The 21,221-nt window shown below is 71.7% G+C and carries 21 protein-coding genes and 1 riboswitch; of the genes, 4 read left to right on the top strand and 17 right to left on the bottom strand.

Annotated elements, in window-relative coordinates; translation table 11 throughout:
- The first annotated feature begins 3 nt into the window (after positions 1-3).
- Complete coding sequence (locus tag AOM06_RS09480) at positions 4-1,128, top strand: P-loop NTPase (RefSeq protein WP_062305148.1); 1,125 nt, start codon at positions 4-6, stop codon at positions 1,126-1,128.
- 50 nt (positions 1,129-1,178) lie between these two features.
- Here AOM06_RS09480 and AOM06_RS09475 read toward each other — a convergent pair whose 3' ends face one another.
- Complete coding sequence (locus AOM06_RS09475; protein WP_062305144.1) at positions 1,179-1,781, bottom strand: hypothetical protein; 603 nt, start codon at positions 1,779-1,781, stop codon at positions 1,179-1,181.
- Between the two features lie 80 nt (positions 1,782-1,861).
- On the opposite strand from AOM06_RS09475, the gene AOM06_RS09470 reads away from it, so the two are divergent.
- A complete protein-coding gene (locus tag AOM06_RS09470) occupies positions 1,862-3,085 on the top strand; it encodes a galactokinase (RefSeq protein ID WP_062305139.1) in 1,224 nt (407 codons plus the stop codon).
- On the opposite strand, the gene AOM06_RS09465 is transcribed toward AOM06_RS09470, so the two are convergent.
- The 5 genes from AOM06_RS09465 to AOM06_RS09445 all read right to left on the bottom strand — a co-directional run bounded on the left by AOM06_RS09465 (position 3,086) and on the right by AOM06_RS09445 (position 7,768).
- The gene (locus AOM06_RS09465) at positions 3,086-3,886 is read right to left on the bottom strand and encodes an exodeoxyribonuclease III (protein WP_062305135.1); all 801 of its coding nucleotides are present in this window, start codon (positions 3,884-3,886) and stop codon (positions 3,086-3,088) included.
- 84 nt (positions 3,887-3,970) lie between these two features.
- Complete coding sequence (locus AOM06_RS09460; RefSeq protein ID WP_062305130.1) at positions 3,971-4,870, bottom strand: bifunctional methylenetetrahydrofolate dehydrogenase/methenyltetrahydrofolate cyclohydrolase; 900 nt, start codon at positions 4,868-4,870, stop codon at positions 3,971-3,973.
- Positions 4,867-6,159 carry a serine hydroxymethyltransferase gene (gene glyA / locus AOM06_RS09455; RefSeq protein ID WP_062305127.1) on the bottom strand — a complete coding sequence of 431 codons (1,293 nt, stop codon included), beginning with the start codon at positions 6,157-6,159 and terminating at the stop codon, positions 4,867-4,869. The genes AOM06_RS09460 and glyA overlap by 4 nt, the downstream gene beginning before the upstream one ends.
- A 52-nt stretch (positions 6,160-6,211) precedes the next feature.
- Positions 6,212-6,300, bottom strand: a riboswitch (ZMP/ZTP riboswitch).
- A 32-nt stretch (positions 6,301-6,332) separates the two neighbouring features.
- Complete coding sequence (locus tag AOM06_RS09450) at positions 6,333-7,193, bottom strand: hypothetical protein (protein WP_062305124.1); 861 nt, start codon at positions 7,191-7,193, stop codon at positions 6,333-6,335.
- Between the two features lie 35 nt (positions 7,194-7,228).
- Positions 7,229-7,768 (bottom strand): GNAT family N-acetyltransferase, encoded by a 540-nt coding sequence (locus AOM06_RS09445; protein WP_062305120.1) that lies wholly within the window; start codon positions 7,766-7,768, stop codon positions 7,229-7,231.
- 84 nt (positions 7,769-7,852) lie between these two features.
- Between AOM06_RS09445 and purU the strand changes: the two genes are divergently transcribed.
- Positions 7,853-8,704 carry a formyltetrahydrofolate deformylase gene (purU, locus tag AOM06_RS09440; RefSeq protein WP_062305117.1) on the top strand — a complete coding sequence of 284 codons (852 nt, stop codon included), beginning with the start codon at positions 7,853-7,855 and terminating at the stop codon, positions 8,702-8,704.
- A 114-nt stretch (positions 8,705-8,818) separates the two neighbouring features.
- Here purU and AOM06_RS09435 read toward each other — a convergent pair whose 3' ends face one another.
- The 10 genes from AOM06_RS09435 to AOM06_RS09390 all read right to left on the bottom strand — a co-directional run bounded on the left by AOM06_RS09435 (position 8,819) and on the right by AOM06_RS09390 (position 19,870).
- A complete protein-coding gene (locus tag AOM06_RS09435; protein ID WP_062305113.1) occupies positions 8,819-9,691 on the bottom strand; it encodes an N-acetylglucosamine-6-phosphate deacetylase in 873 nt (290 codons plus the stop codon).
- Between the two features lie 2 nt (positions 9,692-9,693).
- On the bottom strand, positions 9,694-10,476 hold the full coding sequence (locus AOM06_RS09430) for a glucosamine-6-phosphate deaminase (RefSeq protein ID WP_062305110.1): 783 nt from the start codon (positions 10,474-10,476) through the stop codon (positions 9,694-9,696).
- Positions 10,469-11,365: an ROK family protein gene (locus AOM06_RS09425; protein WP_062305107.1), complete on the bottom strand. Its 897-nt coding sequence runs from the start codon at positions 11,363-11,365 to the stop codon at positions 10,469-10,471. Before AOM06_RS09425 ends, AOM06_RS09430 begins: the two co-directional genes overlap by 8 nt.
- Positions 11,366-11,367: 2 nt before the next feature.
- Positions 11,368-12,798, bottom strand: a complete 1,431-nt coding sequence (locus tag AOM06_RS09420; protein ID WP_062305104.1) for a glycoside hydrolase family 3 N-terminal domain-containing protein — start codon at positions 12,796-12,798, stop codon at positions 11,368-11,370.
- Positions 12,795-13,631 (bottom strand): carbohydrate ABC transporter permease, encoded by an 837-nt coding sequence (locus AOM06_RS09415; protein ID WP_228372916.1) that lies wholly within the window; start codon positions 13,629-13,631, stop codon positions 12,795-12,797. The genes AOM06_RS09420 and AOM06_RS09415 overlap by 4 nt, the downstream gene beginning before the upstream one ends.
- The gene (locus tag AOM06_RS09410) at positions 13,628-14,584 is read right to left on the bottom strand and encodes a carbohydrate ABC transporter permease (protein WP_062305102.1); all 957 of its coding nucleotides are present in this window, start codon (positions 14,582-14,584) and stop codon (positions 13,628-13,630) included. The genes AOM06_RS09415 and AOM06_RS09410 overlap by 4 nt, the downstream gene beginning before the upstream one ends.
- Before the next feature lie 106 nt (positions 14,585-14,690).
- Positions 14,691-16,016, bottom strand: a complete 1,326-nt coding sequence (locus tag AOM06_RS09405) for an extracellular solute-binding protein (RefSeq protein WP_062305098.1) — start codon at positions 16,014-16,016, stop codon at positions 14,691-14,693.
- Positions 16,017-16,079: 63 nt separating this feature from the next.
- Positions 16,080-17,258, bottom strand: a complete 1,179-nt coding sequence (locus AOM06_RS09400; RefSeq protein ID WP_082105469.1) for an ROK family transcriptional regulator — start codon at positions 17,256-17,258, stop codon at positions 16,080-16,082.
- A 358-nt stretch (positions 17,259-17,616) separates the two neighbouring features.
- Complete coding sequence (locus AOM06_RS09395; RefSeq protein ID WP_062305096.1) at positions 17,617-18,606, bottom strand: malate dehydrogenase; 990 nt, start codon at positions 18,604-18,606, stop codon at positions 17,617-17,619.
- Positions 18,607-18,652: 46 nt separating this feature from the next.
- The gene (locus AOM06_RS09390) at positions 18,653-19,870 is read right to left on the bottom strand and encodes an NADP-dependent isocitrate dehydrogenase (RefSeq protein ID WP_062305094.1); all 1,218 of its coding nucleotides are present in this window, start codon (positions 19,868-19,870) and stop codon (positions 18,653-18,655) included.
- 157 nt (positions 19,871-20,027) lie between these two features.
- Between AOM06_RS09390 and AOM06_RS09385 the strand changes: the two genes are divergently transcribed.
- On the top strand, positions 20,028-20,930 hold the full coding sequence (locus AOM06_RS09385; RefSeq protein WP_062305091.1) for an aquaporin: 903 nt from the start codon (positions 20,028-20,030) through the stop codon (positions 20,928-20,930).
- A 26-nt stretch (positions 20,931-20,956) separates the two neighbouring features.
- On the opposite strand, the gene AOM06_RS09380 is transcribed toward AOM06_RS09385, so the two are convergent.
- Positions 20,957-21,220: a hypothetical protein gene (locus AOM06_RS09380; RefSeq protein WP_062305089.1), complete on the bottom strand. Its 264-nt coding sequence runs from the start codon at positions 21,218-21,220 to the stop codon at positions 20,957-20,959.
- Position 21,221: the final 1 nt, after the last annotated feature.

Below are 21,221 nucleotides of genomic sequence, written 5' to 3'. Positions count from 1 at the left end.
CCCATGCCTACCGCCGAGCTCATCCACGACGCCCTCGCGAAGGTCATCGACCCCGAGATCCGCCGCCCCATCACCGAGATCGGCATGGTCCGCTCGGTCGAGGTCGACGGCGCGCTCGCCGTGGTCGGCATCGACCTCACCACGCAGGGCTGTCCGATGCGCGAGCGGATCACCACGGACGTCGAGGCGGCCACGCTGACCGTCGACGGCGTCGAGGACGTGCGCATCGAGCTGGGCGTGATGTCCGAGGAGCAGCGCCTCGAGCTGCGCTCGAAGCTGCGCGGCGGCAAGCCCGAGCCCGTCATCCAGTTCACCCAGCCCGGCAACATGACGCGCATCTACGCGATCGCGTCGGGCAAGGGCGGGGTGGGCAAGTCCACCGTCACCGCGAACCTCGCGGCCGCGATGGCTGCCGACGGTTTGAAGGTGGGCGTGCTCGACGCGGACATCTTCGGCTTCTCCATCCCCGGCATGCTGGGCGTCCAGGGGCAGCCCACGCGCCTCGACGACATGCTCCTGCCGCCCATCGCGCACGAGGTCAAGGCGGTCTCGATCGGCATGTTCGTGCCGGAGGGCCAGCCCGTCGTGTGGCGCGGGCCGATGCTCCACCGCGCGATCGAGCAGTTCCTCGCCGATGTGTTCTGGGGCGACCTCGACGTGCTCCTGCTCGACCTCCCGCCGGGGACCGGCGACATCGCGATCTCGGTCGCGCAGTTGCTCCCCCACGCCGAGATCCTCGTGGTCACGACGCCTCAGGCGGCCGCCGCGGGCGTCGCGGAGCGCGCGGGCGCGATCGCGACGCAGACCTCCCAGTCCGTGGTGGGCGTGGTCGAGAACATGGCGTGGCTCGAGCAGGCGGACGGCTCGCGGCTCGAGGTGTTCGGGTCCGGCGGCGGTGCCACCGTGGCCGGCCGCCTCACCAAGGTGCTCGGCACGGACGTGCCGCTGCTGGGCCAGATCCCGCTCGACATCACGGCGCGCGAGGCAGGCGACGCGGGCACGCCCGTGGTGGTCTCGGACCCCGACTCGCCGGCCGCATCGGCCATGCGTGAGGTCGCCCGGAAGCTCACGTCGCGTCAGCGCGGCCTCGCGGGCCGCTCGCTGGGCGTGACCCCCGTCAAGCGCTGACCCCCGGCTCGGGACGCTCAGTCCCGGATGTCCCGACCGGGGCCGGGGTGTCAGCCTCGGTCGCGCGGCCCCCAGCCGACGATGATCGCCGCGATCAGCCCGCACAGCACCCCGCCCGCGGACACCGCGGGGGTCGCGAGCGCGCCGAGCAGCGCGTCGTCGAAGCCGGGCGCCTCGGCGCCGATGAGCCCCAGAAGACCGTCGAGCCCGCTGCCGGTCGTGTCGATGGTGCCGGTCACGCCCATGATGTGGATGCCCAGCAGGGTCGCGATGAAACCGGCCCCCTGCGCCATCAGGTCGCGCTCGTGCGACAGGTAGCGCACGGTGAACCCGACCGCCGCGGTGAGCAGCAGCCCCAGGACCGTCAGCGCGTAGAGGTTGGGCACGTTGGGGACCAGCACAGCGAGCAGCAGCGCGACCGCGAAGGCGACGCCCAACCCCGCAGCGAGCGGCCCCGTGCGGTTGCTCCGCACCCGCTCGAGGACCGACGGCGGCGCGGACGATGCGACCGGAGCGGGCCCGGCCGGCTCGCCCGGCTCCTGGCGGGACATGGTGGCGGGATCCGCCTCCGATCCTGCACTCATGTCCCGCTGGGGCTCGGGTGCCGGGTCGGCTGCAGGCTCGGGTGCGGGCGCGTCGTTCTTGCGGGCCATGAGGACCTCCTCGGCTAGACCCTCGCATTGTGGCATGTCCGCTTTCGCACCCCGATGTCCGTGCTGGCATGATGTGCACCGTGACCGCACGCGCCCCCGACGACGCGCCTCGCCGGCTCGAGCCCTGGAGCCTCGACGAGGGCGCCGACCGCGTGCGCGCGCTGTTCGCGCAGTCCTTCGAGGGCGAGCCCGAGGCGAGCGTCTCCGCTCCCGGGCGCCTCACCATCGTGGGCGACCACACGGACTACAGCGGCGGCCTCACGCTCGCGACCGTCACCCCGCATCGGACCTTCGTCGCCGCCCGGCGCCGCGACGACCAGGCGATCCGCGTGGTCGCCGCGCGCAGCGAGCAGGTCGATGGACCCGGCGCCCGATGGGAGGGCGCTCTCGGCGCGCTCGAGCCCGGCTACGAGGGATGGCCGTCGCGCGTCGCTGGCGTGCTGTGGGCGCTCGCCGAGCGCGGGTACCCGATCGGCGGGATGGACATCGCGATCGACTCGTGCCTTCCGCTCGGGACCGGGCTGGGGTCCTCGGTGGCGCTCAGCGCGGCCGTGGGGCGCGCGGCCGATGCGGTCTGGGGCCTCGCTCTCGACACCGAGGCCGGCGCGGTCGAGCTCGCCGAGGCGTGCTGGGAGGCCGAGAACACGTACGTGGGCTTCCCGTGCGGGCGCCTGGACCAGCACACGGTGCTGCGCTGCGAGGAGGGCGAGGCCGCGCTGCTCGACTTCTCCGAGATGCCGCCGCACATCACGCGCTACCCGCTGTACTTCCACGAGTACGGCCTGAGCCTGCTGCTCATCGACACGGGCCCGCGGCGCGACGGCTGGCGCGATGCGTACGCGCGACGCAGCCGGGCTGCGGTCCGGGCCGCCGACGTCCTCGGGCTGCCGTCGCTGCGCGAGCTCAAGCGGGACGAGGCCCTGGCCCGCGTCGCCGCGCTCGAGGACAACGCGACGCGGATCCGCGCGCGCCACATCGTCTCCGAGAGCATGCGGGTCCAGGCGACCGTCGCCGAGCTGTCGGGCCTGGGCCCGGCGCATGACCGCTTCACCGAGATCGGCACGCTCATGCTCGCCTCGCACCAGTCGCTGACCGCGGACTACCGCGTCAGCACGCCGCTGCTGGATCTCGCGGTCGACACGGCCTTCGCCGCGGGCGCGCTGGGCGCGCGCATGGCGGGCGCGGGGTTCGGCGGCTGCGTGGTCGCGCTGGTGAGGACCAACGCGATCGCGCAGATCGCCGACCAGGTGGACGCCGTGCTGGTGTCCCAGGGCTACCCGCAGCCGACCTTCCTCGAGGTCTGACTACAGCGCGTAGTCGACCACCAGCGGCGCGTGGTCCGTCCAGCGCGCGTCCCAGCTCGCCTGGCGGTCGACGCGCACGGCGGTCGCCTTCGCGGCGAGCAGCGGGCTCGCGTACTGGTAGTCGATGCGCCAGCCCGAGTCGTTGTCGAAGGCCTGGCCGCGCTGCGACCACCACGTGTACGGGCCGGGCTTGATGCCCTCGAGGGCGCGGTGGACGTCCACCCAGCCGGCGTCGAACCAGCGGTCCAGGTAGGCGCGCTCCTCGGGCAGGAAGCCCGCGGACTTGAGGTTGCCCTTCCAGTTCTTGATGTCGTTCTCGGTGTGCGCGATGTTGATGTCGCCCATCACCACCACGCGGTCGTGCTCCTCGCGCAGCACCGCGAGGCGCGCGGTCATGGCGTCGAGCATCGCGTACTTCTGGTCCATCTTGGGGGTGCCCGCGGTGCCCGAGTGCATGTACACGGAGACGATGCGCACGGGCCCGGACGCCGACTCGACGGTCGCCTCGATCCAGCGGCCGGTGTGGACCGGCTCGTCCATCTCGCCTCCGAGCGCGTCGACGCCCGCGACCACGTCGGTGAGCGGCAGGCGCGAGGCGATCGCGACGCCCGCGCGGCCCTTGATCTCGCACGCCTGCTCGACCACGTGCCAGCCCTCGCCGATCAGCCCCGCGGTGATCTCGAGCGGCGCGCGGACCTCCTGGAGGCACATGACGTCGGGCTCGCACGCGGCGATCCACTCGTGCATGCCCTTCTTCGCGGCGGCGCGGACGCCGTTGACGTTGACGGAAGCGATTCTCATGGCGAATACGGTACCTGCGCCCGCCGACACCGAGGGCCCGCCCGGAGATCCGGACGGGCCCTCGCACAGTGGACGATGCGGCGGTCAGCCGAGCGCGCGCTCCGCGCTCTCGACCACGTTCGCGAGCAGCATCGCGCGGGTCATCGGGCCCACGCCGCCCGGGTTGGGCGAGTACCAGGACGCCTTGGCCCGCGCATCGGCCGCGATGTCGCCGGCGACCTTCGACTTCCCGGTCTCCGGGTCGGTGACGCGCGAGACGCCCACATCCACGAGCACCACGCCGTCCTTGACCATGTCGCCGGAGACGATGCCCGGGACGCCGGCCGCCGCGATCACCACATCGGCACCACGCGTGTGGGCGGCGAGGTCCGCGGTGCCGGTGTGGCACAGCGTCACGGTCGCGTTGACGTCCTTGCGCGTGAGCAGCAGCCCGATCGAGCGCCCGACGGTGGTGCCGCGGCCCACGACCACGACCTCCTTGCCGCGGAGGTCGACGCCGTGACGCGAGAGCAGCTCGATGATGCCCTTGGGCGTGCACGGCAGGCTCGACTCCACCGGCTCCGAGATGCGCAGCACCAGGCGGCCCAGGTTGGTCGGGTGCAGGCCGTCCGCATCCTTGTCGGGGTCGACGAGCTCGAGCACGCGGTTGGTGTCGATGCCCTTCGGGAGCGGGAGCTGCACGATGAAGCCGGTGCACGCGGGGTCGGCGTTGAGACGCGCCACGGCGGCCTCGATCTCCTCCTGCGTCGCGGTCTCGGGCAGGTCCTCACGGATGGAGGCGATGCCCACCTCGGCGCAGTCCGCGTGCTTGCCGTTGACGTACCAGGTCGAACCGGGGTCCGAGCCGACCAGGAGCGTGCCGAGGCCGGGCGTCACGCCGCGCGAGCGCAGCGCGTCGACCCGGTCCTTCAGCTCGCCCTTGATGGCGGCCGCGGTGGCCTTGCCGTCGAGTACCTGCGGCCCGGAGGCGGCGGGAGCCGTCACTGGGCGAGGCCCTCGTACAGCGGGAACTCGTCGGCCAGCTTCGCGACGCGCGCACGGAGCGCCGGGATGTCGGCGCCGCCCTTGAACGCCGTGGCGATGACGTCGGCGACCTCGGTGAACTCCTCGGCGCCGAAGCCGCGCGACGCGAGCGCCGCGGTGCCGATGCGCACGCCCGAGGTGACCATCGGCGGGCGGGGGTCGAACGGGACCGCGTTGCGGTTGACCGTGATGCCGACCTCGTGGAGGAGGTCCTCGGCCTGCTGGCCGTCGAGCGGCGAGTTGCGGAGGTCCGCGAGCACCAGGTGCACGTCGGTGCCGCCGGTGACGACGTTGACGCCGGCCGCGATCGCGTCGGGCGACGTGAGGCGCTCGGCGATGATGCGGGCGCCCTCGAGGACGCGCTCCTGGCGCTCCTTGAACTCCTCGCCGGCGGCGGCCTTGAGCGCGACCGCCTTGGCTGCGATGACGTGCATGAGCGGGCCGCCCTGCTGGCCCGGGAACACCGCCGAGTTGAGCTTCTTCGCGAGCACGGTGTCGCGCGACACGATCATGCCCGAGCGGGGGCCGCCGATGGTCTTGTGGATGGTGGTCGAGACCACGTCCGAGTGCGGCACGGGCGACGGGTGCAGGCCCGCGGCCACCAGGCCGGCGAAGTGGGCCATGTCGGTCCAGAGCTTTGCGCCGACCTCATCGGCGATCGAGCGGAAGGCCGCGAAGTCGAGGTGGCGCGGATATGCAGACCAGCCGGCGATGATGACGTCGGGACGCTCGGCGAGCGCCTGCTCGCGCACCTGCTCCATCTCGATCCGGTGCGTCTGCTCGTCGAGGCCGTACGCCGCGACGTCGTAGAGCTTGCCGGAGAAGTTGAGCTTCATGCCGTGCGTGAGGTGGCCGCCGTGCGCGAGCGAGAGGCCCATGATCTTGTCGCCGGCGTTGATGAGGGCGTGCAGCACGGCCGCGTTGGCGGTCGCGCCCGAGTGCGGCTGCACGTTCGCGTACTCGGCACCGAACAGCGACTTGGCGCGCTCGATCGCGATGGTCTCCGCGACGTCGACCTCCTCGCAGCCGCCGTAGTAGCGGCGGCCGGGGTAGCCCTCGGCGTACTTGTTCGTGAGCACGGAGCCCTGGGCCTGCAGCACGGAGCGCGGCACGAAGTTCTCGGACGCGATCATCTCGAGGTAGTTGCGCTGGCGGTCGAGCTCGCGGTCGAGCACCTGCGCGATCTCGGGGTCGAAGTCCTGCAGCGTGGCGTTCATCACCGCTGCGGTGGCGCTGGAGTCGGTCGTCATGACTGTCCTTGTCCTGTCCGCCGGCGAGGTCGCCGGCAAGTAGCTTCCGGTGACCAGTGGCCCAGGCGTGCGACCAGCAGTCGAGAGATCTCCTTGCCGCTCCCCGTGGGTGAGCCCACTGCGCCAGTTGCGGCAGGCCCGAGTCTAGCAACGGACGCGCGATGCGCCAGGGCCTATCCCGCATCGCGCGCGGCAGGCCCGCGATCGGCGCCGGCCACGGGCGCATCGTCCTCCGTCGCCCGGACGATGCTGTCGCTCACCCGCCGCTCGACGGCGGCCGTGAGCCGGGTCCCGTGAGCGCCGCCGATGCGGTCGCGGATGCGGTCCCACCGGCGCTGGTAGACCTCGGAGTAGCGGCGCCGCGCCCGGGCCATCTTCTTCTCCTTGTAGAAGCGCCTCGCCCAGAACGAGGTGGGCTTCGCGAGCCGGATCGCGGCGACCTCGGACACGACCGGCAGCACCACGCCGATGAGCGCTGTCACGCGCTTGCCCTTGAGCGCCGTGATGATGACCAGGGTGAAGTGGATCGCGAGCGCGAGCGCGAAGGCCCAGCCGGAGCTCTGCTCGGAGGGGTCGATGCCCACCGGCGAGGAGCCGAGCAGCAGGCCGAGCGCGATGACCGCCGCCACCAGGATCGCGTCGATCGACTTGCGGCCTTCCGCGGACCAGTAGACGTCGTCGAGGTGGAGCCACAGCGCGAACTCGTCGAGCGCGAGCGCGGCGCCGGCGCCGAAGAGCGCGGCGAGGATCTCGACCCACGGGGACGCGGGGCTGAACCGGAACTCGAGCACGCCCGTCACCATCACGAGCAGGATGCCCCACACCTGGTGGTGCACGTGCACGCCGCCCAGGTGGATGTTCGAGACGACGCCGCCCTCGGCCGGCGCCGCCTCGCCGCGCGCGACGGCCAGCTCGCGCGCTCGGATGCGCCGCGTCACCCACCGCGTGAGCGCGAATGTCACCAGGAAGCCGACGAGCAGCCACAGGGTCGGAGCACGCCCCGGTTCGACGATGGTGGACTCGTACCAGGACATCGTCCCTCCCCGGACGCCGTGGATGGCAGGCGGCGCTAGTTCTCCCCGCGCACCGCGACGTCCTCGACGTCGTCCTCGTCGTCGACGATCGCGCCGGCCTCGAGCACCTTGCGCAGGTACGCGTAGGTGAGGTCGCCCGCGACCTGGTCGAACTGGTGCTCGTACCCGGCCTTGTTGTACAGCGCGATGTTGTGCTTCGAGTTCTGGCCCGTGAAGACCCAGACCTCGCGCGTGTCCTCCGGCAGGTACGCGAGCACCGCGAACAGCAGCTGGGTGCCGATGCCCTGGCCCTGCTGGTCGGGGGCGACCGCGAGGCGGCCGATGGTCGCCTTGTCGTCCTCGATGCCCACACGGATCGACCCGATGAGGCGGTGCCCCTGCCAGGCGCCGAGCGTCACCACGTCCTCGGACTGAAGGTCGACCACCAGCTCCTCGAGCGTCTGGGTCAGCGCCGGGATGTTGGGGTCGTTGAAGATCTGTGCCTCGGACACGAAAGCCGCGCGCCTCAGGGTGAGGAGCTCGCCGGCGTCCGGGGTGCCGACGACATCGATGCGGATCTGATCGCCCTCGCTCATGGATCCATCCTGGCATGACGGAACCCCCAGCGGGTATGCGCGCGCCCGTGGCGCGGCGCGTCGTTCCCGCTAATCTTGTGCGTCATGACCGACGCATCGTCCTGGGTCCTCAGCCTGTCCTGCCCCGACCGCCCCGGCATCGTGCATGCCGTCTCGGGCGTGCTCGCGGAGCACGACGGCAACATCACCGAGTCGCAGCAGTTCGGCGACCCGGACACGGGCCTGTTCTTCATGCGCGTGGAGTTCGCGTCCGCCGCGCCGCTCGCGGAGCTCGAGGCGGCCGTCGACGGGATCGCCGCGCGGTTCGAGATGACGTGGGACCTCGACGTCGCGGGCCGCCGCATGCGCACCATCGTCATGGTGTCGAAGACCGCGCACTGCGTGAACGACCTGCTCTTCCGCGAGCGCGCGAAGACGCTGCCGGTCGACATCGTCGGCGTGGTGGGCAACCACACCACGCTCAAGGATCTGGCCGAGTTCTACGGCAAGCCGTTCCACCACATCCCCGTCACGGCGGACACGAAGGCCGAGGCGGAGGCCGCGCTGCTGGCCCTGGTCGAGGAGCTGGACGCCGAGCTGGTCGTGCTCGCGCGCTACATGCAGATCCTGTCCCCCGAGCTCTCGGACGCGCTGCGCGGGCGGATCATCAACATCCACCACTCGTTCCTGCCCTCGTTCAAGGGCGCGCGGCCGTACTTCCAGGCGCACGACCGCGGCGTCAAGCTCATCGGCGCGACCGCGCACTACGTCACGTCCGACCTCGACGAGGGCCCGATCATCGAGCAGGACGTCGAGCGCGTGGACCACACCTACACGCCCGAGTCGCTCACCGCGATCGGCGCCGACGTGGAACGGCGCGCCCTCGCGAGGGCCGTGAGGTGGCACGCGGAGCACCGCATCCTGCTGGACGGCCACCGCACCATCGTCTTCAAGTAGCCCCCACTCTGACAGTCGCAACGGATCTCGCCGCGACACGCCGCATCGTGACCGGTCACGGGCCGCGACACGCCGGCACACCGGGACCAGCTCCGTTGTGGCTGTCGGTGGGGGTTAGAGGTCGAGCACCCATTCCGGGGTGGTGGTGACCGCCGCCTCCGCCTCGTCGCGCGGCACGCCCGCGGCGATGCAGACGTCGACGGCGCGGTCCAGGGTCAGCGTGGACCCCGCCAACGTCTGCGTGCCCGCGAGCACCGCGCGGCCGTCGACCGTCACGTCCACGTCCAGGCCGCCGAGGGAGTAGCGACCGGGGGACGATGCGGCGGCCGCCATCGCGTCCGTCACCAGCACGATGCGCCCCGGCGCCGCACGGAACAGCGTCGCGATGTTGGACGGCGCGACGTGGATGCCGTCGGCGATCACCTCGATCGCGACCCGGGGGTCGTCGAGGGCTGCGCCCAGCGGACCCGGGTCGCGCCCGGTGATGGGCGCCATCGCGTTGAAGCCGTGCGTGATGAGCGTCGCTCCCGCGTCGAAGGCCGCGCGCGCCTCACCGGCGCCGCACTCCGTGTGCCCCACCGCGACGACCACGCCGTGGTCGACCAGGATCCCGATCGCCTCGATCGCGCCGGGCAGCTCGGGCGCCATCGTGATCTGACGCAGCGTCCCGTCGCAGGCCTCGAGAAGGCCCATGACCGCCTCCCGCGTGGGCAGCGCCAGGGCCGAGGGGTCATGCGCACCCTTGCGGGAGGGCGCCAGGAACGGCCCCTCGAGGTGGATGCCCAGCAGGCCGGCATCGGCCGCCATCGCCTCGCGGATCACGGCGGCGGCGCGTGCCGTCTCCGCGAGCGGCGCCGAGACCAGCGAGGCGACCACCCGGCCGGTCCCGTGAGAACGATGCGCGGCGAGCGCCGCGAGCGTGCCCTCGACGGTCCCGCCGAAGGCGTGGCCGCCACCGCCGTGGCAGTGGATGTCGGTCCACGCCATGCTCAGATCCCCTGCCACTCGGGCTTGTTGTCCTGGGCCCAACGGTAGTAGTCGGCGAACTGCAGCTGCGAGGCAGCGCCGGGGTCGACCACCACGGTCACGCGCGGGTGCAGCTGGATCGCGGACCCCGGCATCGACGCGGACACCGGCCCCTCGACCGCCGCCGCGAGCGCCTCCGCCTTCGACTCCCCGAAGGCGAGCAGCACCAGATGCCGCGCCCGGAGGATGGTGCCGAGCCCCTGCGTCACGCAGTGCACGGGGACCTGGTCGAGCGAGTCGAAGAAGCGCGCGTTGTCCTCGCGCGTCCTCTCCGTCAGCGTCTTCACGCGGGTCAGCGACCCGAAGCTCGACCCGGGCTCGTTGAAGCCGAGGTGCCCGGTGCGGCCGATCCCCAGCAGCTGGAGGTCCACTCCCCCGTGAGCGCGCAGCGCCTCCTCGTAGCGCTCGCCCGCGGTCGCGATGCCGTCGAGCGAGCCGTCCGGCACGTGCACCCGTCCAGGATCGAGACCCAGCGGGACCGTGACCTCGCGGTCAACCACGGAGCGGTAGCTCTCGGGATGCCCGGCCGGCAGGCCCACGTACTCATCGAGGGCGAAGGCCGCCATCCGCGTGAAGTCGGTCCCTGCCTCTGCCTCGGCGCGGAGCGCCTCGTAGACCGGCAGCGGGGTCGAGCCCGTCGCCACTCCGAGCGTGAACTCGGGGTCGGTCCGGACGGCGGCCGCGATGTGCGCCGCGACGAACGCCCCCGCGTCCTCCGCCGTCTCCAGCACGATCACCTCAGCCACGTCCGCCTCCCAGCATCGCGGCACCCACGGCCGCCACGGGTACGTCGATGTCGAGCGGTCGCATGCGCGCCGCGAGCTCGAGCGAGGCGAGGAACGGGCTCGCACCCGCCCACGCGTCCAGGATGCGCGTCGCGCCGTCCATGAGCTCGGCACCCCAGGCCGTCATGCCCCCGCCGACCACCACCTCGTCCACGTCGAGCGTGAGCACCAGCACCCTCACGCACGACGCGAGGCCGTAGTACGCGCGCTCGCAGATCTCGCGTGCCCGCGCGTCGCCCGCGGCGGCCGCCTCGACCACGTCACGCCCGGTCGCACCGTCCACGGCCCACTGCAGCGCGAGCCCCGAGCCAGAGGCGTAGGTCTCGAGCCCGCCCGGCAGCCCGTCCGCGCCCACGGGACCGGCCGGATCGACCGAGATGTGCCCGATCTCCCCGGCGGCCCCCCGCTTGCCCCGCCACACACGGCCGCCCAGCACCAACCCCGCGGCGAGGCCGGTGCCGAGGTTGAGGTAGGCCATCGAACGGTCCGCGCCGTCGCCCGCGAGGATCCACGCGCCGAGCGCCGCGACGTTCACGTCGTTGTCCACGACAGGCCGGGCGCCCCATCCCGCGGAGAACTCCCCCGCGAGGTCGAGCCGGTCCACGCGCAGGTTCACCGCGTGGGAGACGATGCCGTCGACCACGGTCCCCGGCGTCCCGATCCCCACGGTCACCTCGCCGGGCGTCACGCCCGCGTCGGCGCACGCGGCCCGGGCGCTCTCGAGCGCCGCCGCGACCACCGCATCGGCCCCCCGTCCCGAGGGGCGGCGGTCGCGAGCCAGGACGGCGCCGGCCGTGTCCACGACCACGGCATCGGTCTTGGTGCCGCCGATGTCGATTCCCAGATGCATGCTCACTGTCCGATCAGCTCGATGAGCGCCTCGCCCACGAGGCGAGACGCTCCGTAGGTCGCGACGTCGGCGGCTCGGTCGCCCGGCCAGCCCATGTCCACCACCACCGCGTCGCCCCGCTCGCGCACCGCGTCGATCGCGGCGAGCGCCCACGGGTGCCGGTGGTTGTCCTTGCCCACCACGATCGCGAGCGCGCCGTCGGCGGCGGCCGCGGCGAACGATGCGGGGTCGCCGTCGGCGCCGAGGCTCGCGGCCGCTTCCGCGCCGGCGGCGAACGGACCCCAGGGCGCGTTCCCGACCGCCATGTTCGCGGCCGGGTCGAGCCGCAGCCACACGCGCGGGCGGTCCGCCGCGAGCAGGTCGCGTGCCTCGCGCGACACGTCGAAGGTGCGCCGCACCATGGCGGCATCGACGATCTCGGGGCCTTCCTGCTCCCCGGACCCGGCCCGTCGCTCGGCATGCGCCGAGCCCAGCGCGGCGCATCGTGCCGCGGCGTCGGCCAAGCGATCGGCATCGAGCGCGCCGGATGCGACCGCTGCCGCGATGGCGGCGGCGATCTCGCCGATCTCCTCGTCGGGGTTGACCGAGCCCAGGCACAGCAGGTCGGACCCGCCCGCGAGCGCGAGCACCGCGGCCGCCGGGATCCCCCGGCCCGCCGAGGCTCCCTGCATGTCGAGCGCGTCGGTCACCACCACGCCCTCGAAGCCGAGCCCCGCCCGCAGCAGGCCCTGAAGGATGGGCCGCGAGAAGGTCGCGGGGAGCTCCGAGTCGAGCGCCGGCACCATGAGGTGCGACGTCATCACGGTCGCCGTCCCGGCATCGATCGCGGCGACGAAGGGCGGGAGGTCGCGCTCGTGCAGCACCTGCGCGGCGGCGTCGACCACCGGCAGCGCGTGGTGCGAGTCCTGCGCCGTGTCCCCGTGGCCCGGGAAGTGCTTGGCGCACGCCGAGACGCCGGTGGACTGCACGCCACGCACCCATGCCTCGGTGTGGCGGGCCACGAGCGCCGGGTCGGCGCCGAAGCTGCGCACGCCGATGACCGGGTTGCGCGGGTTGGCGTTGACGTCCACGTCGGGGGCAAGCGTGAGGTCCACGCCCACCGCGGCGAGCTCCGCGCCCACCCGTGCCGCGACGGCCTGGGTGGCCGCCGCATCGTCCAGCCGTCCCAGGACGGCGTTGCCGGGGAACGGCGAGCCGATGGCCTGGTAGAGGCGCGAGACGTCGCCGCCCTCCTCGTCGATCGCGACGATCGCGTGCGGGTTGGCCGCGTGGATGGCGTCGGTGAGGGCGCGCAGCTGGGCGGGCGACTCGACGTTCGCGCCGAAGAGGCACACGCCGCCCAGCCCGTCCTTCAGCCGCTGCTCGAGCCAGCCCGGGAGGGTGTGCCCGACGAAGCCGGGCATGAGCACGGCCAGCGGGTTGGCGGCGGTCATCCCTTGACCGCCCCGCCGACGAGGCCCTGCGCCATGCGGCCCTGGACGATCATGAAGAACACGATCACGGGGATGGCGACCAGCACCGAGCCGGCCATGACCTCGCCCCACTCGGTGACGCCCAGGTTCGACGACTGCGCGAAGTCGCGCAGCCACAGCGGCAGCGTGGCCTTCTGGCTCTCGGTGAGGATGATCGACGCGAGCGCGAACTCGTTCCACACCTGGAGGAAGGCGAACACGCCAGAAGCGACGAGCCCCGGGGCGAGCAGCGGGAAGGTGACGCGACGGAAGGCGCCCATGCGGGTGCAGCCGTCGATCATCGCCGCCTCCTCGAGGTCCACGGGGATGCCTGCGACGAAGCCGCGCAGCATCCACGTGGTGAACGGCACCACCATCGCGAGGTAGATCACCGAGACGCCGATGACGGAGTTGAGCAGGTTCGCGCCGGCGAGCATCTTGTACTGCGCGATGAACATCGCCTCGGCGGGCAGCATCTGCACCACGATGATCGCGAGCACGAAGCTCTTGCGGCCCTTGAACCGGAAGCGGCCGATCGCGAACGAGGCCAGCAGCGCGTAGACCAGGCACAGCACCAGGCAGATCGTGGTCACGACGAGCGACATGCCGAGCGCGGAGGTGAATGCGTTGTCGGCGAGCACGGCGCGGTAGTTCGAGAGGTTGCCGCCGAAGGGCACCCACGTGGGCTCGAGCTTCGAGATGGTCGCGGGGGACAGGAACGACGAGTTGACCATCCAGTAGACGGGGAACGCCCAGACGAGGGCGAGCACCAGGGCCAGCGCCGCACCGGCGCCGCGGAAGACCGTGCGCTTCACGACTCCTCATCCTCCTTGAGCAGGCGGCGGACGTAGCCCCAGCTCACCGTGAGCGTGAGGATCATGACCACCATGGCGGCGGCCGCGGCCGCCCCGAACTGGCCCTGGCCGATGCCGAGGCCGTAGATGTACGTGCCGAGCAGGTCGTACCGCTCGCCCGCGGCGCCGAAGTCCTGCAGCAGCTGGATCTGCGCGAACACCCGGAGGTCCCAGATGAGCTGGAGCAGGATGAGGATCACCAGCACGGGGCGGATGATCGGCATGATGATGAGCCGCAGCATCTGGAACGGGCTCGCGCCGTCGAGCTGACCGGCCTCGAGGACCTCCTCGGAGACCTGGGTGAGGCCCGCGTAGACGGAGAACGCGACGAACGGCACCGAGGCCCACGTGATGATGACGAGCGCGACGCCGAAGAAGCTGAGGGGGTCGCGCAGCCAGTCGTGGCCGATGTAGTCGACACCCGGGATGAGCGACAGGACGTAGTTGAGCACGCCGTTGCGATCGTCGATGAGCCAGTTGGCGACGGTCATCTGCGCGACGATGGGCATGGCCCAGGCCAGCAGCATCGCGACCTGGAGGGTGATGCGCGACCACGTCGGGATGACCTTCATGAGCAGCGCGAAGGCGATGCCGATCACCATGGTGACCGCGGCGGTGGCGGCCATGAAGACCACGGAGCGCAGCGCGATCTGCCAGAACACGGCGTCCGTGAACAGCGCGACGTAGTTGTCGAAGCCGACGAACTCGGCAGGCTGACCGAACTGCTGCTTGAGCCCGTACTCCTTGAAGGAGTTGAGGATCTGCCACGTCACGGGGTAGCCGAGGCCTATCAGCAGGGTCGCGATCGCGGGGATGAGCAGGATGTACGGCAGCTTGTGGCCGCGGCGCCGTCGCCGCGGGGGCTGCTCCACGCGGGCCGGGCTGCTCGCCGGCGCCGTCATGGTGGTGGTCATGATGTGCCTCTCGATGGTGCTGAGATGGGGTCCAGCCATGGCAGGGGCCCGGGTGCGGGTGCGCACCCGGGCCCCTGCGTGAGCGGCGAGGCCGCTCGGATGGTTGCTAGCCGTTGATGAGCTGGTCGATCTTGGCGTTCGCCTCGACCGCGAGCGAGGCGACGTCGCCGCCCTCGGCGACCGCCTGGAAGTAGTCCTCCATGATCCCGGCCTCTTCGATGCTGGCCCAGCCGGCCGCGGCCGGGGTGAGCTTCGCGTTCGCGGCTGCCTCGTAGGCGATCTCGTTGACGCCCTCGAACGATCCGGCGCCGATGTAGGCGTCGGCGAAGTCGAGGTTCGCCGGGCCCATGCCGTTCTCGGCCAGCATCTGCTGGTACTCGTCGGCGAAGATGATCTCCATGAGGGTCATCGCGCCGTCAGGGTGCTGGGTCGCGGCCGAGATGCCGATGTTCGAGCCGCCCGCGAACACGGGGGCCACGCCGCCGTCGACGCCCGGGAGGGCGTAGACGCCGAAGGTCTCCGGGTTCCACACGTACGCCTCGGTCTCCTCGTCGAAGTCGCCGAGCGTCCAGGTGGCCCAGGACGGCGCCATCGTGGACGATGCGGGGGTCCCGGGGAGGAACTCGTCGTTGATCGCCGAGTAGGTGGTCGTGTCGTCGTCCGTCGCCTTCGCGACGTTCGCCGTGGTGAAGAGCTCCTGCCACTGCTCCATGCCCGCGATCGCCTCGGGCGAGTCGAGCGTGGCGTGCCACTCGGAGCCGTCGTACTCGGCGATGTCGCCGCCGTTGGCGAAGATCCACGAGATGCCGGAGCGCCAGTCGCGACCGGCCAGGTAGGCACCGCCGACGCCCTCGTCGAGCATCGTCTTGTTCGCCTCGGTGTACTCGGCGAGCGTGGTGGGCACCGCGACGCCGGCGGCGTCGTAGATGTCCTTGCGGTAGAACACCGCACGCGAGCCGAAGTAGTACGGGAGCGCGTAGACCGAGTCGCCGATCGAGCCGGCCTCGACGAAGCCCTGGAGCAGCGAGTCGCCGCCCAGCTCCTCGTAGTGCTCGGTGAGGTCCATGAACGCGCCCACGGTGGTGAAGGTGGCGGCCTGCGTGTTGCCCACCTCGACCACGTCCGGGGTGTTCTCGGAGTCCGGCAGCGCGGTGGTGAGCGACGAGATGAGGTCGCCCCAGCCGATCTGCTCGACGGTGAGCGAGCCGCCGTTGACCTCGGTGTACTCGGTCTTCAGGTACTCGATGAGAGCCTCAGGCGTGTCCGTTCCGGCCAGCCACAGCGAGATGTCCTCGGCGGGCGCGGCAGCAGGCTCGCTGCCCGCCGCGGTCGGCGTGGTGTCGGTCGAGCCCTCGCCGGTCGACGAGCAACCCGCCAGGGCGATGGCGCCGGCGGCCGCGAACGCGGTCACCCCCAGCATCGTCTTCTTCATTCCAGTTCCAGTTCCTTCGTAGGGTTTCCCGGGCCCGCAGGGCTCGGGGAGTGGGGACGAGGGTCAGAAGACCCCCAGCTGGCCGGTGAGGACCATGACCGCGGCCCCGAGCACGACGATGTCGCGCCCGAGCGTGGTCATCCGTACCGCAGGACCGCCGTGGGAGTCGGCCATCGTGCGGGAGCGGATCGTCTCGGCGGCGGACTCGAGGAGCGAGCCGTCGAGAAGATCGAGGGGGCCGCTCAGCACGACCTCCCCGAGATTGAGGGCGCCCACCACGGGCGCGAGGGAGATGCCGAGGCGCTCGCCTGCCGCGGCGAGCGCCGCGCGGCGGGTGTCGGCATCGGCGGCCGCCTCGAGGCGGGCCTGGAGGCGGGGGATGGCGAGCCAGGTCTCGAGGCAGCCGGTCTTGCCGCAGGCGCAGATGTCGCCGCCGTCGGTGCCGACCACCACGTGCCCGAGCTCGCCGGCCGCGGAGTGCGCGCCGCGCACCAGCCGGCCGCCCACGATGAGCCCCGCGCCGACGCCTCGGCCCACGCGGACGAGGATCGCGTCCTCGTGCGCGCCGCCGAAGGTGCGCTCCGCGAGCGCGGCGGCGTTGGCGTCGTTCGCGACCAGCACTGGGAGCTCGCTGCGCTCCGCGAGCGCCGCCTGCAGCGGGACGTCCGCCCAGCCCAGGTTCGGGGCGGACAGTACCGTGCCCGCATCGTCCACGATGCCGGGGCTGCCGACGCCGACGCCCAGCACCGGCGCCTTGGCGGCGGCGACCAGGCGGTCGAGCAGCGCCGCGACCGCGTCGACCGCGTCGGTGCCGGTGATGCCGGTCACGTCGGCGTGCTCGCGGTGGAGCACCGTGCCGTCGAGGTCGGTGACCACTCCCCGGAAGAGGTTGTCGTACGACAGGTCGAGCGCGATCACCGCGAAGCCCTTGCGGTTGATGTCGAGCAGCGTCGCGGGCTTGCCGGGGCGGGCGTCGGAGCGCAGGCCGAGCTCGATCACTAGTCCGTCCTCGATGAGGTCCGCGACCAGGTCGGAGATGGTGACGCGCGTGAGGCCCACGGCACGGGCGAGGTCCGCGCGGGACAGGCCCTCGGAGCGGTAGAGCTCCTGCAGGACGAGCACGCGGTTGTGGCTGCGGGCCCGCTCCGGCGTGACGCGGCTGCCGGCGCGCACCACCGAGGCGAAACGCTGCTGGCGCGCCGTGCCTCGCTGCGTCGCGAGGTCTGCTCCCTGGGGGCTCATGTTCGTTAGTAAAGGTTACTAACAATCAAACGCGCAAGGGGGGTTCACCGCTTCGTTACCGATCCGTGATGTGGACGTTCACACCGCCCACCCCCAGCGAAGTGGTAGGTCTTGGTCGGTTCTCGAAGGTTTCAGCAACACAGTGGTCGGCCATTGTCGGCGGCCGATGCGCCGCGGACCGGCGCCCCCGCCCGGCGGCCACCGCTCACTGCTGAGCGCCCGCGACACTGAGGCACCACTGCGATGCCGCGATCTTGCAGAACCGACCAAGGGCTACCACTTCGGTCGATGGCGGACGGGAGCGCAGCACGAGGGCCCCGACCCGCCGGAGCGGATCGGGGCCCTTGTGAGACAGCAGCTAGATGAGAGACAGCTCCGTGACGGCGTCGCGCTCCTCGACCAGCTCGTCGACGGACACCTGGAGGCCCGCCTCCGCAGCGGGAGACATCTCGAGGCCCTGGACGATCTCCCACGCGCCGTCCTTCGACACGCACGGGAAGCCGGAGATGATGCCCTCGGGCACGCCGTAGGAGCCGTCGGACACGAGGCCCACCGACGTCCAGGAGCCCTCGGGGGTCCCCAGCACCCAGTCGCGCACGTGGTCGATCGCCGCGTTCGCAGCGGAGGCCGCAGAGGACGCACCGCGCGCGTCGATGATCGCCGCGCCGCGCTTGGCGACGGTGGGGATGAAGGTGTCGGTGACCCACGCATCGTCCGCGATCACGGACGGCGCCGGACGGCCGCCGATGACGGCGTGCGCGATGTCCGGGTACTGCTTCGCGGAGTGGTTGCCCCAGATGGTGACGTTCGAGACCTCGGAGACCCCCACCTCGGCACGAGCAGCGAGCTGCGCGAGCGCACGGTTGTGGTCGAGGCGCATCATCGCGGTGAAGCGCTCCGCCGGCACATCGGGCGCGTGCGAGGCCGCGATGAGCGCGTTGGTGTTGGCGGGGTTGCCCACCACGAGCACGCGGACGTCGTCCGCCGCACCCGCGTTGATCGCGGCGCCCTGCGGACCGAAGATGCCGCCGTTCGCCGCGAGCAGGTCGCCGCGCTCCATGCCCGGGCCACGCGGACGCGCGCCCACCAGGAGCGCGACGTTGACGCCGTCGAACGCCGCCGTGGCGTCGTCGTGGATGTCGATCCCGTCGAGCAGCGGGAAGGCGCAGTCGTCGAGCTCCATCGCGGTGCCCTCGGCGGCCTTGACCGCCTGCGGGATCTCGAGCAGGCGCAGGCGGACCGGGGTGTCCGGGCCGAGCATCGCGCCCGAGGCGATGCGGAACAGGAGCGCGTAGCCGATCTGGCCTGCCGCTCCGGTGACGGTGACGTTGACGGGGGTGGTGCTCACAGCGCTGTGACTCCTTCTGACAGGTGGGTGGGGACGAGGCGCCGGGTCAGCCCAGGCGCGCCGAGAGGTTGGCGTCGAGGGTCGCGAGGAACTCCTCGGTGGTCTGCCACTCCTGGTCGGGCCCGACCAGCAGCGCGAGGTCCTTGGTCATCGCGCCGCCCTCGACGGACTTGATGATGACGTCCTCGAGGGTCTCGGCGAAGCCCGTGACGTCGGGCGTGCCGTCGAGCTTGCCGCGGTGCTTGAGGCCGCCCGTCCACGCGAAGATCGACGCGATCGGGTTGGTCGACGTGGGCTTGCCTGCCTGGTGCTGACGGAAGTGGCGGGTCACGGTGCCGTGCGCGGCCTCCGCCTCGACGGTCTTGCCGTCCGGGGTCATGAGCACCGAGGTCATGAGACCCAGCGAGCCGAAGCCCTGCGCGACCGTGTCGGACTGGACGTCGCCGTCGTAGTTCTTGCAGGCCCAGACGTAGCCGCCCTCCCACTTCATCGCCGCGGCGACCATGTCGTCGATCAGGCGGTGCTCGTAGGTGATGCCGGCTGCGTCGAACTGCGCCTTGTACTCCTTCTCGAACACGTCCGCGAAGATGTCCTTGAACTGGCCGTCGTAGGCCTTGAGGATCGTGTTCTTGGTGGACAGATACACCGGGTAGCCGCGCTGCAGGCCGTAGGCGAAAGAGGCGCGCGCGAAGTCCTCGATGGACTTGTTGAAGTTGTACATGCCCATCGCGACGCCGCCGTCGGCGCCGTAGTTCGCGACCACGTGCTCGATGGGCTCGGAGCCGTCCTCGGGCGTGAAGGTCACAGTCAGCTTGCCGGCGCCGGGCACCTTGAAGTTGGTGGCCTTGTACTGGTCGCCGTGCGCGTGACGGCCGATGACGATCGGCTTGGTCCAGCCCGGCACCAGGCGCGGGACGTTGGAGATGATGATCGGCTCGCGGAACACGACGCCGCCGAGGATGTTGCGGATGGTGCCGTTCGGCGACACGTACATGCGCTTGAGGCCGAACTCCTCGACACGCGCCTCGTCCGGCGTGATCGTGGCGCACTTGACGCCCACGCCGTGCTTCTTGATGGCGTTGGCGGCGTCGATCGTGATCTGGTCGTCGGTCGCGTCGCGCGACTCGATCCCCAGGTCGTAGTACTCGAGGTCCACATCGAGGTACGGGTGGATGAGGCGGTCCTTGATGAACTGCCAGATGATCCGCGTCATCTCGTCGCCGTCGAGCTCGACGACCTTGCCCTCGACCTTGATCTTCGCCATGCGTCAGTCCTCACACCTTCGGGGATGGTGGCACCAGGCTAGTCCACGGGGCCAGGCCCAAGGTCACGGCAGCGTATGGCCCCCTCGCGCACGGCCCGCAGGCGTGCGACGATGCGACGGAGCGCGCCCGCCGAGGCGCCCCTACGCAGGAGGAACGATGAGCCAGCGAGAGTTCGAGGACGGTCCGGAGAAGGAGCCGACGGAGCCGACCGCCGACGCCGAGGCGGTCGAGACGGACGAGGAGGCCCCCGTCGAGGACGAGGTCATCCTGACCGAGGAGATCGACGAGGACGTGTGGGTCGAGGACAACTCCGGCCCGAGCCTGGCGAGCCGGATGGCCGCCGAGGTCGGCGGCACGTTCATCCTCGTCTTCATGGGCGTGGGCGCGGCCGTGTTCTCCGGGGTCATGGGCTGGGACGTCATCACGGTCGCGTTCGGCTTCGCGCTCGGCGTCATCATCGCCGCGCTGATCTTCGGCGGCATCTCCGGCGCGCACCTCAACCCCGCGGTGACCGTGGGCGTGTGGCTCGCCGGCCGCTTCCCCGGCCGCGACGTCGCGCCGTACATCCTGGCGCAGCTGATCGGGGCGAGCGCGGCGGGCGCCGTGCTGCTCGGGCTGCGCTCGACCAACGAGCTCTACGACCAGCTCGGCACCGCGCAGGAGTTCATCGGCACCGGCGCCAACGGCTATGGCGAGTTCTCCCCCACCCAGTTCGGCTGGGTCGCGGGAGGCGTGGTCGAGATCATCATCGCGGCCCTGCTGGTCGCCGTGGTGCTGTCCGTGACCTCGCATCGTGCCAACCCCGCGGTCGCGCCGTTCGCGATCGGCCTCACGGTCGGCTTCCTGGTGCTCATCGCGATCCCGTTCACCAACGGCGCGCTCAACCCGGCGCGCGCGACCGGCATCGCGCTGTTCTCCGGCGCCGACCACCTCCAGCAGGTGTGGCTGTTCTGGGTCGCGCCGATGCTCGGCGCCGCGGTGTCCGGGATGCTGTTCCGCGCCTTCGGCCCCGAGGAGGACCTCGAGACCGTCGAGGTCGTCGAGCTCATCGAGGACTGACCCCGCACGCACGGAAGGCCGATGCGTCACGACAGCGGCGTGGTGAGCCCCAGGAACGCGAGCACGAGGGCGAACACCACGAGCACGCCGACGTCGATCGCGCGACGACGCACACGGAATGCGCCCTGGACCGGCGTGACGATGCGCGCGACCGCGCCCGCCGCCGCGAACACCGCGAGCGCGAGCACCGCCCTGCCGACCCCGATGAGGAGGCCGGACAGGGCGATCGCGACCACCGCGACGACCAGCACGTAGGCGAGCCGTCGCGGCGTGTGGGAGCTCTCGGACACG

The sequence above is a fragment of the Demequina subtropica genome, assembly GCF_000971235.1.
GTDB lineage: Bacteria > Actinomycetota > Actinomycetes > Actinomycetales > Demequinaceae > Demequina > Demequina subtropica.
Note: the sequence above shows the minus strand (reverse complement) of the source record. Positions and strands in the feature narration are given on the sequence as shown.